The 11,997-nt window shown below is 64.3% G+C and carries 9 protein-coding genes and 1 pseudogene; 5 read left to right on the top strand and 5 right to left on the bottom strand.

Annotated elements, in window-relative coordinates; all coding sequences use genetic code 11:
* Positions 1-16: 16 nt before the first annotated feature.
* From AOQ71_RS09485 to AOQ71_RS09475, 4 genes and pseudogenes are all read right to left on the bottom strand, one after another.
* The gene (locus AOQ71_RS09485; protein ID WP_057744960.1) at positions 17-340 is read right to left on the bottom strand and encodes a DMT family transporter; all 324 of its coding nucleotides are present in this window, start codon (positions 338-340) and stop codon (positions 17-19) included.
* Between the two features lie 4 nt (positions 341-344).
* On the bottom strand, positions 345-1,022 hold the full coding sequence (locus AOQ71_RS09480; protein WP_057744957.1) for a glutathione S-transferase family protein: 678 nt from the start codon (positions 1,020-1,022) through the stop codon (positions 345-347).
* A 96-nt stretch (positions 1,023-1,118) separates the two neighbouring features.
* Positions 1,119-1,287: pseudogene (locus AOQ71_RS47545) on the bottom strand (anhydro-N-acetylmuramic acid kinase); the annotation flags it as partial.
* Between the two features lies 1 nt (position 1,288).
* Positions 1,289-2,222 (bottom strand): anhydro-N-acetylmuramic acid kinase (locus AOQ71_RS09475; protein WP_245316826.1); only part of this gene is annotated, 934 nt, incomplete at its 3' end.
* A 164-nt stretch (positions 2,223-2,386) separates the two neighbouring features.
* On the opposite strand from AOQ71_RS09475, the gene tyrS reads away from it, so the two are divergent.
* The 3 genes from tyrS (at position 2,387) to AOQ71_RS09460 (ending at position 5,633) form a co-directional block, all read left to right on the top strand.
* Complete coding sequence (gene tyrS / locus AOQ71_RS09470; RefSeq protein WP_057744954.1) at positions 2,387-3,640, top strand: tyrosine--tRNA ligase; 1,254 nt, start codon at positions 2,387-2,389, stop codon at positions 3,638-3,640.
* Between the two features lie 55 nt (positions 3,641-3,695).
* Entirely contained in the window at positions 3,696-4,967 is a 1,272-nt protein-coding gene (locus AOQ71_RS09465; protein ID WP_057744951.1) for an MFS transporter, read from the top strand.
* 219 nt (positions 4,968-5,186) lie between these two features.
* Positions 5,187-5,633: a DoxX family protein gene (locus AOQ71_RS09460; RefSeq protein WP_057744948.1), complete on the top strand. Its 447-nt coding sequence runs from the start codon at positions 5,187-5,189 to the stop codon at positions 5,631-5,633.
* Between the two features lie 281 nt (positions 5,634-5,914).
* Here the strand turns inward: AOQ71_RS09460 and AOQ71_RS09455 are convergent, their stop codons facing one another.
* Entirely contained in the window at positions 5,915-9,727 is a 3,813-nt protein-coding gene (locus AOQ71_RS09455; RefSeq protein ID WP_057745036.1) for a YhdP family protein, read from the bottom strand.
* A 204-nt stretch (positions 9,728-9,931) separates the two neighbouring features.
* Between AOQ71_RS09455 and AOQ71_RS09450 the strand changes: the two genes are divergently transcribed.
* Positions 9,932-10,633, top strand: coding sequence for a peroxiredoxin family protein (locus AOQ71_RS09450; RefSeq protein ID WP_083514084.1), 702 nt, complete (start codon positions 9,932-9,934; stop codon positions 10,631-10,633).
* A 111-nt stretch (positions 10,634-10,744) separates the two neighbouring features.
* Positions 10,745-11,997: M23 family metallopeptidase (locus AOQ71_RS09445; RefSeq protein ID WP_205668212.1), on the top strand; the 1,253-nt coding region annotated here is incomplete at its 3' end.

Raw genomic sequence — 11,997 nt, 5'->3', positions numbered from 1 at the left:
GGGCCAGGGACACTGCTCAAGCGAGCTTGAGCGCGGCAATCCCCGTCAGGACCAGCACGATACCGACAAGCTTCATCGCGCTGAGCGCCTCGCCGAACAGCACCACGCCCATCAGGAACGTGCCGGCGGCGCCGATGCCGGTCCACACCGAATAGGCGACGCCGACCTCGAGCACCTTCAAGGCACGTCCGAGCAGAAAGACAAAAGCCGCAAGCAGCACGAGCGAAGCAAGGCTCCAGCCCAGGCGCGTGTAGCCTTCCGCGTACTTCATCGAGATCGCCCAGCCGACATCGAGCGCGCTGGCGATCACCAGCATCAGCCAGGCCAGAGATTGCGACATGTGCTCAGGCCGCGAGCTTGAGCAGATGGGCATCGTGCCGAACGAGGAAGGCCCGCAGCAATTGCGGATAGTCCGCGCCGACGGCACCACCTACGCTTGGACGTTTTGCAAGCTCCGCTCGCCACGCCCGCACCTTCGGCACATCGTTGAAGATGCCGTGCTCGGTCAGTTCGTCGAACAAATCGAAATAGCGGAAGACCGGCGCGAACACCGCATCGACCAGACTAAACGCTTCGCCGCCAAAGAACGGTCCTGTGCCAAGCGCGGCTTCCACACGCGCGAATTTCGCGGCGAGTGCCTGGCGCTTGCTCTCGAATGTCGCGGGATCCGTCGTGGTCTCCAGCCCCCAGAGGTCGCCAAGGATCGCCGAGCCGAACTCCATCCAGGCGCGGTGCTCGGCGCGTTTCAGCGGATCGGCCGGATGCAGCTTCGCGCCACCTTGCGTCTCCTCGATGTATTCGCAGATCACGTTGCTCTCGAACAGCGCGACCTCGCCCTTGTCCGTCGTCACCACCAGCACCGGCACCTTGCCGAGCGGCGATATCTTCAAGAACCATTCGGGCTTGTTGGCGAGATCGATGTCGATCCGCTCGAACGGCACGCCCTTCTCTTTCAGCGCGATCACCGCGCGCTGCACGTAAGGACAAAGCTTGTGGCTGATCAGCTTGAGTGAGGCGGACATGGTGCGATCCCGACGGTTCGATGCAACTGCATCCAATATAGATGCACTTGCATTTATCCGTCAAGATCGATGCTATTGCATCAATCACCCGTGATCTCACGGCCGCGCGATCACCCCGCCGGTCATAGGCATCGGCACGCCCGTGGTGGCCGGATAGGACAGCGGCAGACCCTTCAGGCCGCGTGCGGCAAGGAAGCCGAAGGCCTGGGCTTCGATGGCATCAGATGCCCAGCCGAGCGTCTCGGCGGCCTCGACGGTGGCGGGCNCCAGCCGCTCGCGCAGCATCCGGAGCATGGTGAGGTTGCGGGCACCGCCACCGGCAACGATCCAGCTTTTCGGCGGCTTGGGCAGCAGCGGCACGATCCGCGCGATCGCCGCAGCGGTGAAGGCAGTGAGCGTCGCAGCACCATCGGCAGGCAGCACATCGCCAAGCTTCAACGCCACGAAATCGTTGCGGTCGAGCGATTTCGGCGGCGGCAGCGTGAAGAACGGCAGCTCCAGCGCGCGCGCGATCCAGGCTTCATCCGCCTTGCCGAGCGCCGCGAACTTGCCCTCCGCATCGAACGGCTGGTTCATGATGCGGTACATGAAATCGTCGAGCAGCGCGTTGCCGGGCCCGGTGTCGCAGGCGATCAGCGTGTCGTTGCCGTCGACATAGGTGATGTTGGAGACACCGCCGATATTGACCACGACGATCGGCCCCTCGCGCGCCAGCGATTGCGTCAGCGCCCGGTGATAGACCGGCACGAGCGGCGCCCCCTGCCCGCCAGCCTCGACGTCGGCGGCACGGAAGTCGTGCATGACGGGGATATGGATGGCCTTGGCCAGCGCCGGCGCGTCACCGATCTGCACCGTCAGCCGCTTCTCGGGCCGGTGCAGCACGGTCTGGCCGTGGAAGCCGACGATGTCGATGTCCTCAGGCCTCATCCGGTTCTGCGCGACGAAGGCGGCGACCGCCTCGGCATGGGCGCGCGTCACCAGCCGCTCGGCCTGGGCCAGAATACCCGGCCGGGCATCGCGTTGCGACAGGTTCACCGCCTCGCTCAGCGCCTGGCGCAGCAAATTGCGCTCTGCCGGATTGTAGGGCCGGTAGCCGGAGGGCCCGAACGCCTTCACCTGCCTTCCATCGGTTTCGATCAGCGCGACGTCCACCCCATCCAGCGAGGTGCCGCTCATCAAACCGAGTGCCGTCAGCATCATGGGATCAGCGTCCTCAAACATCCCCTCCGGCATGCCGATCTTGTGCCAGAGGGGCACATCTTATAATGCCACAGCGCCAAGTGGCGGGCAGCAATCGAGTTCCCAGGTAGACCCTTAAATTGCTCCCAAAACAGTAAACCAAGAATTGTTGGGCATGCCGACAGATGACTGCATTTAAATCGGATTTCCTCAATACCCTGCAGGAACGTGGATTCATCCACCAATGCTCCGATTTCGGGGGGCTGGACGCGCTCGCCGCCAAGGGCGAGGCGACCGCCTATGTCGGCTACGATTGCACCGCCCCCTCGCTGCACATCGGCAACTACCTGACCATGATGATGCTGCACTGGCTGCAGCAGTCCGGCAACAAGCCGATCACGCTGATGGGCGGCGGCACCACCATGGTCGGCGATCCCTCCGGCAAGGACGAAACCCGCGCGATCCGCACCATTGCCGAGATCGAGGCCAACAAGGAATCGATCCGCGGCGTATTCGCAAAGGTGCTGAAATACGGCGATGGCAAGAGCGACGCCATCATGCTCGACAATGCAGAGTGGCTGACCAGGCTCAACTGGATCGAGATGCTGCGCGACGTCGGCCGGCATTTCTCGGTCAACCGCATGCTGACCATGGACTCCGTGCGCCTGCGCCTCGAGCGCGAGCAGGAGATGAGCTTCATCGAGTTCAACTACATGGTCTGCCAGGCCTATGACTTCGTCGAGCTCGCCAAGCGGACGGGATGCAAATTGCAGATGGGCGGCTCGGATCAGTGGGGCAACATCATCATGGGCGTCGATCTCGGCCGCCGCATGGGCACGCATCAGCTGTTCGCGTTGACGACTCCGCTGCTGACCACCGCGTCGGGCGCCAAGATGGGCAAGACCGCGCAAGGCGCGGTGTGGCTCAACGCCGACCAGTTCTCGCCCTATGACTTCTGGCAGTACTGGCGCAACACAGAGGATGCCGACGTCGGCAAATTCCTCAAGCTGTTCACGACACTGCCGATGGCCGAGATCAAGAAGCTCGAGGCGCTCGGCGGCTCCGAGATCAATGAGGCCAAGAAGGTGCTCGCGACCGAAGCGACCGCGCTGCTGCACGGCCGCGATGCCGCCAATAAAGCGGCCGAAACCGCGCGCCGCACCTTCGAGGAAGGCGCACTCGCCGAAAGCCTGCCGACGGTGGAAATTCCGCGTGGTGAGCTGGAGTCCGGCCTCGGTGTGCTCAACGCCTTCGTCAAGGCAGGGCTCGTTGCTTCCAATGGCGAAGCGCGGCGCCAGATCAAGGGGGGTGGCCTGCGCGTCAACGACGTCGCAGTCACCGACGAGAAAATGACACTGTCGGCAGGCCATCTGACGCCTGAAGGCGTGATCAAGCTGTCCTTCGGCAAGAAGAAGCACGTCCTCCTCAGGCCTGCATAGGCGTATGAGCTTTTGATGCTTGTCAGGGCGCGCGGATGCGCGCTCCCTGATGGCAATGGATCAGAAGGCGCCCAAGGAAAGGTCGGCGAAGGCGAGCGAGGGTGGCGTCGCGGCGGCGCCGGAAGGCGCCGTGCGCATCGCACTCACCGTGCTGGCGCTCTGCTTCACGCTGGCCGTCCTCGGGCGCGGGCTCGGCGACAGTTTTACGGTGTTCCTCAAGCCGATCTCGGAGAGTTTTGGCTGGGATCGCGCGCAGATCGTTTCGGTCTATTCCCTCACCTGGCTCGCCAGCGGCCTCACCGCCCCCTTCGTCGGACGGCTGTTCGATCATTCGGGACCACGCATCGTCTATGCGCTCGGACTTCTGCTGCTCGGCGCGGCGTTCCTGATCGCGGCGCATGCCCAGCATCTCTGGCAATTCCAGCTCTCGATCGGCCTCTGCGTCGGCATTGGCGTTGCCTTCATCGGCATCGTGCCGAACTCGATCCTGCTCGGCCGCTGGTTTGGACCACGGCTGCCGACCGCGATGTCCGTGGTGTATTCGGCGATGGGCGGCGGCGTGCTGGCGCTGTTGCCGGCTTCGCAGCTCCTGATCGATCACATCGGCTGGCGCGACACCTACCAGCTGTTCGGCTTTGCTGCATTGGGGCTGCTGGTGCCGCTGCTGCTGCTGCCGTGGCGGCTGTTCGCTGCGGGCTCGCCGCATGTCGTGAAGAGGACCGATCCCGATTTCGTCGACAACGGCTGGACACTCCTCGGCGCGATGCGCCACCACGCTTTCTGGGCGCTATTCTCGACCTTCTTCTTCACCGCCGTCGGCATGTACGCGATCGCAGCCCAGATCGTGGCCTATCTGATCGACGCCGGCTTCCCGCCGCTGCAGGCCGCGACCGCCTGGGGCTTCTCCGGCGTCGTGCTGGTGTTCGGCATGCTGGGTGTCTCCGCGCTTGACGGCCTGATCGGGCGCCGGCCGTCCGTGCTGCTGAGCTACGCGATCTCGATTCTCGGCATCATCCTGCTCTGGCTGTTGCAGTATTCGCCGAACATCTTCCTGCTCACCGGCTTCGTCGTCTGCTTCGGCAGCATGATGGGCTCGCGCGGCCCACTGATCAGCGCGACTGCGATGCGGATCTTCCAGGGCAAGCGGGTCGGCACCATCTACGGCACCATCTCGATCGGCAGCGGGCTCGGGTCGGCCTTCGGCTCCTGGAGCGGCGGCCTGATCCACGACGCCACCCATGGCTACAACGCGCTGCTCGCCTTCGCACTTGCGAGCGTCGTGCTGGGGATGATTCCATTTCTGATTGTGCCGGCCTTGCGGCGCTAGATTTCCCGACGGTAACCTGCACTCATTCGTGCCACCGGGGAACTACGGGCGGCACTGCGCGTAGACGCTTAGAAAATGCAGACAGCGTGCGGCTGAAACCACAGTCTGCGGTGTTTTGTCCGACATGACGAAAATGTCAGCGTGAATTGACCTGGCGCAGCTTGCGAGGCGGAACCGAATGCGGTCCTAGTCGCAGCATTGGATGGAGGGCACAAACCAATGAACTTTCCTTATCTCTCTCGCTATCAACCGGTTCTCTTGAGCCTGTTTCGCTTCATCACCGGACTGCTGTTGTTCCAGTATGGCATGACCAAGCTCTTCCACATCCCGCAGGTGGCCATGTTCGCCAATCCGCCGCCGCTGATCTGGACGGCCGGCCTGATTGAGCTCGTGCTTGGCGCAGCCCTGATGATCGGACTGTTCACCCGCCTCTCGGCCTTCATCCTCTCCGGTGAAATGGCCTTCGCCTATTTCCTCGGTCACGTCTTCCACATCTCGAAGGAAGGCCCGCCGGTGTTCCTGCCGCTGCTCAACGGCGGTACCGCGGCGATTCTGTTCTGCTTCGCTTGCCTCTACCTCGCGGCCGCCGGTGGCGGCGTGGTCAGCGTCGATGCGCTCTTGGGCAAAGAGAGCGAGGCGACCGGCGGCGCCTTCGCGCGACGCTAACGCGCCCTCGATCAATGAAAGAGGCGGCGCCCACGACAATCGTGGCGCCGCTTTTTTATCGCGGGCCCAGCACGTTCCAGATCAGGACCAGCACTGCCACGAGCAGCGCGAACATGATGATGCGGTGAACGAAGCGGCTCATTGCTGATCGCGCCAAGGCTGCGGCAGTCAGGTTTCGCGCTAAAGCGCGATGAGATTAGGATGAATCGTCATCGCGCTTTAGGTCATTTTCGAGCATGATCTTTTTCGGAAAACCGCTTCGCACTTTTCCGGATCATGCTCTAACGCCGCGCGAGGCTGCAACCGCTCGACAGTGGCCGCGATGATCCCGTCGGGCTGTCGCCCGCCTGCGCCGACGGCAGCTGATCGTCGAACGGCGAGTTCTGCTTACCGGTATTGAACTCCATGATCTTCCGAGTCACGCCGGGAAATATTGCCGAGATCGGATTGACACGCATCACGGGCGCAGCCGGGGTGCCGATCACCTCGTAGGTCACGCCGATCAGTCCCTCGTTGTTGCCACCACCCAGGAACAACCCGAGTACCGGAATCTGTCCGAACATGTTGTTTAACCCGTACATCGGCACGAAGGTCCCGCTCATGCAAACCTGGTTGCCGGGATAGTCGATCGAGCCTTCGATCGTAGCGCCGATCATCGGCCCCTTGACGACGCCGTCACGAACCGTGAGCGCGCCGTTCTGCCGCGTGAACTCGGCGCGCAATGCACTGAAGGAAACGCCGTTCCCGGTCCCGTTGGGCGAACCAGCCGCAACCCGCTCGAGCTGCGCCTCGCCCTTCACCGTGAAGTCGCGCACGTTGATAAGGCCCTCGCGTGAGGTATTGGGCTCCGATGTCGGCGGCTCCATCGCTACCACCATCTGGCCGCCGACTGCCTTGGTGTAGGTGTCGGTGAACTTCAGCAGCGATCCCGCATCGTTGGTCTGCAGATAGATCACCTCGCGGCTGCCTTGCGCGCGCCCGCCGCGCAGATCCGCTGCGACAGGGGTGTTTTGGCCGATCCTGCCGCTCAGCGTGAACGCCTTGATCGCGCCGGCGCGCCTCGACATCTTGGCGTCGACGCTGCGCATCGTCTCGCCGTTGAACCCGGCGACCGTGCCAAGCTTCACATCGATGTCGAAGTCGATGTTCTTCAGCTTGCTCTTGTCGTCCTTGGAAGTGCCCGAGATCGCCGACTTCAGGAAGCCGCGGCCGTCGAACACGTCGCCGCGCATGGTGCCCCTGACCACGCCGTCCTGACCGCGCTCCACCTTGAGCGACGTCTTGTCGCCGTCGGATGGCGAGTAGACCGGGAAGTTCGCATTCATGAGGTCGCCGTTGGAGTCGACTTCGAGCGAGCCCTTGATCGAGGCGCCGCCGCCCTCGATGACGATGTCCTCGAGCCGCGTCGATTGCGCCGTTGGCACCACCTTGAACGTGGCCTTGCTCGCCTTACCCGGCAGCTTGACCCAGCCTGGGAGGATGTTGTCGAGCTTGACCGAGGTGAGGTCGGCCTCGATGCCGAGCTTGGTCGTTGCGTCGGGACTGCCGGCAATCTTGCCCGAAACCTTGACCGGCACCGAGCCGCTGACGGCAGGACTGAGGTCGAAGCCGAGGCGTGCGCGGCTGGCATCATCCAGCGTCGTCTGCAGCTTGACGTCGGCATCGCCATCGGTCGCCTTGCGATAATCGAGCGCGGCCGCCTGCCCGTTGATCTTGACGTCGCCCTTGACCTGGTACCCCCCGTTGTTGGCGACGATCCTGAGATTGTTGGCCTCGAGCTTCTGGTTCATCACCAGCTTTTCGGCGCTGAAGCCGTTGAGATCGGCGGTGACGGCGTAGGTGGTGTCCGCCTTGGTCAGCTCGCCCTTGACCGGCAGGCCGAGCTGGATATTCGCCGTGAACGTGCCCTTGCTGGTGTTGGGGTCGACGACGGTCGACGACAGATCGCTCAGCCGGTCATTGGACAGCATTTCGGCCGCCGCCGGCACCGGACCTTCGACGCGGAAGCGCGTCCGCGAGGGCGACGGCTTTGGCGCCATGTCAGGCACCTCGAAGGTGAAATCGGAGATCGTGATCTTGCGGCCCGCGGGCGTGTCGGCAATGCCCTGGGCGATATTCACCGTGGCCGTGCGTCCGGTCACGTGCGCCTTGAGGTCAGCGTCGTGCACGACAGGCATGCCGTCGACGGGCCGGACCGCAACGCCGCTGGCCACGATGTTGACCGAGAGGCCGTCGTCGGGAATCGGCGGTCCCTTGCGCGGAAGGTTACGTGTCGGCGAGTTGACGCCGACCTCGATGCGCTGGAGCGTGCCGCGCTCGATCCGCTCGATCACCCATTGGCGCAATTCGGGCACCACCAGCGTCGGCCACATCCGCTTCAATGCGGAGGCCGACATCGGCGTTCCCGCAAAGCCGAGCGTCAGGCGCGGCTCGCCGGAATAGTCGATCGCACCAGTGCCAGCGACACCGATCTCGCCGTTGCTGATATCGGCCTGCGTCAGCAGCATGCGCTTGTGATCGGTATCGAAGCGGAAGCCGATCGCGATGCGGTTGAAGACGAGCGGCGGTTCGTTGTCGATGCCGCCGAGCAGGATCGAGCCGCCGCTGAAGCCGAGCTGCCAGTCGTTCACGGTGCCGTTGGGCGGCTCGAGATGGGCCAGCAGCGTCAGACGGTTCGCGCCCGAAAGGATCTTGAACGGCGCGACCAGCACCCGTCGATTGGCATCCCATTCGATGTTGATCTCGGCCTGGTCGATCGCCATCGGATAATCGGGCGTGTCGGTGTCGATGATGTTGCCGGCGCCGATGCTGACCTTGCCGCGGAAGAATGTCGGCACGCCGTCGCGGCCGAGCTCGCCTTTCAGCTCGCCGGTCAGCGGCAGGTCGGCCGTATAGGTCAGGTCCTTGACGCGCAGCGCGAGCAGGATGTTCGAGGTCGAGACCTTGTCGGCGCGGATATCGACCGAACGCACCCCATTCTCGCTGGGTCCGATCGTGGCGCGCAGCGACCACGGATGCGCGCCCTCTTCGCCGAGGCTGAGCGCCACACCGCCCTGGCTCGGCCGGCGCAGGCTGAGCGTGATGTTCTCAAACGTCCATTTGCCGCCGCGCTGCTGGTCGTCGACGATCAGATTGCCGTTCTTGAGACCGATCTCGTTGAGGTTCTGGCCGTCGAGGCCGGTCATGCTCAGGCTGTCGAGCCAGTCGAGCCCCTGAAGAATGCCGCTTTGCGCGGCGGGTTGGGGCGCGGCCTGGGATGCGTCCGGCGTTGCAGGCGCCATCCCGAAAGGCGGCGGCGGCACGCCGTTGCGGGGGAAGGTCGGCGGCAGCCCCGCTTCCTTCTTGGACGCGACGCCGGTCGCGAGCGGCTTGGCGGTGTCGCCGGCGGAGACCGTGACGGTGCCGTCGGGCGCGATCCGGATCGCGAGTTCGGCATCGACCAGGTTGAGGCTTTCGGCGCGCAGGCGACCGGTGAGAAGAGCTGTTCCCGACAGCCTCACTTCGGCCTTCGGCGCGCTGGCGACGATGGCATGGTCATGATCACGAACGATGATGTCGCGGATGCGCACGGCGATCCCGACGCGCCCGGTCCGTTCGATCTGGGTGCCGCCGACCTCCACGGTGTTGCCGTGGCCGATATTGTCCTCGATTGCGGCGGCGAGCCAGGGCGTCGCCATGTCGAGATTGATGGGGCCGGCGCCAAGCCGCCACCACAGCGCGCCAAAGCAGCCGACGAAGATGACGATCAAGGAGCCGAGGACGACGGACATCCGGCGAAGCCAGCGGCTGCTCGGCAGTATCCGGCGAAACGCCGAGGCGCCGTTACCGATCTGGAAGCGCGAGTTGGAACGGGACAACAGGCGGCGTGCGCGGTGGCCCGCCTCCTCCTCCTGGTCCTGATCCCAGTCGGCCTCGTCCCAATCCGGCTGCTCGTGATGGCCGGCGTGTCGATCGAAGTCCCGATTGTGATCCTGGGTGTGATCCTGGGGCGACGTATTCCTTGCCATTGCCTCTCGATACAGGCGCCCGTCGTAGGATTGAGCGCCGCCGGGACCGCAGCCATCGACGGGTATAGACGCTCCCCGCCCCGGCATTGCCGCCATACCTCTGATGTTCCTGCTGTTCGTCATTTCGCCCCGGGAGCGCGTTCAACGAGCAGTGGGGTGGTGCGTGGAATTCCTTGTAACCATACTCCGGCGCCGCCAAAATTGCCCAGCCGAGGGCGCGAATCCGGCACACCGGACGAGAGCTGCAATACCGCTTTGGTTGACCCGCCGAAAGCGACGAAAGGAAGGCGTATGTCCAAGAAATCCCGAAAGAAATCGTCCAAAACGCCCTCCGGCAGTTTGACCGCTAAAAAGAAGCCCGTGAAAACGCGGGCAACGACTCAAACGCGCAGCGCAAAGACACAGCCGGTATCGGCCGGCACATCAACCAGGACGGGCGCAAAGCCAGCATCGCATAAGGCCGCATCGAAACTGTTAAAATCTTCTGAAAAGGCCTCCAAGCCCGCGGCTACGGCTCCCGGCGCCAAATCCGCTTTGGCCGAGGGCCAGAAGGCCCCGGCGTTCCGCCTCCCTCGCGACGGTGGCAACGTCGTCACACTGTCGGATTACGCCGACCAGAAGCTTGTCCTGTTCTTCTACCCCCGCGCCGACACGCCGGGCTGCACCCGCGAGGCGATCGACTTCACGCGGCTCAAGGGTGACTTCGCGGCCGCCGGCACCGCGGTGCTGGGCATTTCGGCCGATCCGCTAAAGGCCCAGGAGAAATTCCGCGACAAGCACAGTCTCGGCATCCCGCTGATCTCGGACGAACACCACGAGATGCTGCAGGCCTATGGCGCCTGGGGCGAAAAGTCCATGTATGGCAAGACCTTCCTCGGGATTCTTCGCACCACGGTGCTGATCGGGAGCGACGGCAAAGTGGCCAGGATCTGGCGCAATGTGCGGGTCGACGGCCATGCCGACGAGGTGCTGGCTGCGGCAAGAAGTCTTTAACCAGCCCGCTAAAATCGAGCACTCCCGTTTCCGGAAAATTAACCATGATTGGCCCAGATTGCCGCGGCAGTTAAGCCGCAAGGAACCGTTCCGACCGGCGCGGGAGTGCCGATGTCGAAAAGTTCTGCCCAATATTCGCAGTACCCCCAGCATCATCCGCACGACCACGGACGGTCCTTTCACCGCCGCCCTGCTCCGGCAGTAGCTGCAGCGATTCCCCTCTCCGATACCGACGACGCCTACACCATCCAACATCACGGCAAGCAGGTTCGCCTCGGGCCCGTGGTGTTTTGGATCGTGGTCGGCACCGTCGTTCTGCTCGGGCTCTGGTCGGCGGCAACCGCCACCTATTTCGCTTTTCGCGACGACGTGCTGACACGGCTGATCGCCCGCCAAGCCGAGATGCAGTACGCCTATGAAGACCGCATCGCCGAGCTGCGCGCCAAGGTCGATCGCGCCACCAGCCGGCAACTGCTCGACCAGGAACAGTTCGACCAGAAGCTCGACCAGATCATGAAGCGCCAGACGGCGCTGGAGTCCCGGGCCACGGCGCTCGGCGCCATGCCCGATGTGACTGGATCGATCCCCCGCGCGGCGCCGCAGCGTGGCGAGGCGAACCAGACGACCCAGGGCACGCCCAAACCGTCGCCGATCAGTGACACCGTGATCTTCGTGGCGCCGCCTGACCGAGAGGCGCGGCTCGAATCGCGCGCACCTGCCGTGATCGCCCCGCCGGTCAATCAATTCGCCAAGAACCAGGGTTTTGACAATGTCCTGGTCCGGCTCACGAACGCGCTCGATCAGGTTGAGCGCCGCCAGGTCGCGGCGCTCAACGCCGTCGAGGAAGGCATGGATTCGCGGATGCGGCGGATGCGCGGCGTTGTCAGCGACCTCGGCCTGAACCTCGCCAGCCTCGAGGCCGCGGTGCCGCGCGCGCCGATGGGCGGTCCGTTCGTGCCGGTGAAGCTCACGGCGAACGCCGGCCCCTTCGAGAAGCAGCTCTATCGCATCAACGTCACCCGCGCCGAATTGGACCGGCTCAATCGCACGCTGGCGCAGGTGCCCTATCGCAAGCCTGTCGTCGGCGAGGTCGAATTCACGTCCGGCTTCGGCGTGCGCAGCGACCCTTTCCTCGGCCGGCCGGCGATGCACACCGGTCTCGACTTCCGCGCCGCGACCGGCGATCCCGCGCGCGTCACCGCCAACGGCAAGGTGGTCTCGGCCGGCTGGTCCGGTGGTTACGGCCGCATGGTCGAGGTCGATCACGGCAACGGTCTGTCGACCCGCTACGGCCACCTCTCCGAGATCAACGTCAAGGTCGGCGAGATCGTGAGGATCGGCCAGGTCATCGGCCTCGTCGGCTC

This window comes from Bradyrhizobium manausense, from assembly GCF_001440035.1.
Classification (GTDB): Bacteria; Pseudomonadota; Alphaproteobacteria; order Rhizobiales; family Xanthobacteraceae; genus Bradyrhizobium; species Bradyrhizobium manausense.
The sequence above is the reverse complement of the archived record's forward strand: the minus strand, read 5'-3'. Positions and strand labels throughout refer to the sequence as shown.

Excerpts from the sequence above, each read along its gene's own strand:
- AOQ71_RS09455 (WP_057745036.1), bottom strand. The coding sequence starts at position 9,727 with ATGCCGGGGCGGGGAGCGTCTATACCCGTCGATGGCTGCGGTCCCGGC.
- AOQ71_RS09480 (WP_057744957.1), bottom strand. The coding sequence starts at position 1,022 with ATGTCCGCCTCACTCAAGCTGATCAGCCACAAGCTTTGTCCTTACGTG.
- AOQ71_RS09485 (WP_057744960.1), bottom strand. The coding sequence starts at position 340 with ATGTCGCAATCTCTGGCCTGGCTGATGCTGGTGATCGCCAGCGCGCTC.
- AOQ71_RS09450 (WP_083514084.1), top strand. The coding sequence starts at position 9,932 with ATGTCCAAGAAATCCCGAAAGAAATCGTCCAAAACGCCCTCCGGCAGT.
- AOQ71_RS09460 (WP_057744948.1), top strand. The coding sequence starts at position 5,187 with ATGAACTTTCCTTATCTCTCTCGCTATCAACCGGTTCTCTTGAGCCTG.
- AOQ71_RS09465 (WP_057744951.1), top strand. The coding sequence starts at position 3,696 with ATGGATCAGAAGGCGCCCAAGGAAAGGTCGGCGAAGGCGAGCGAGGGT.
- tyrS (WP_057744954.1), top strand. The coding sequence starts at position 2,387 with ATGACTGCATTTAAATCGGATTTCCTCAATACCCTGCAGGAACGTGGA.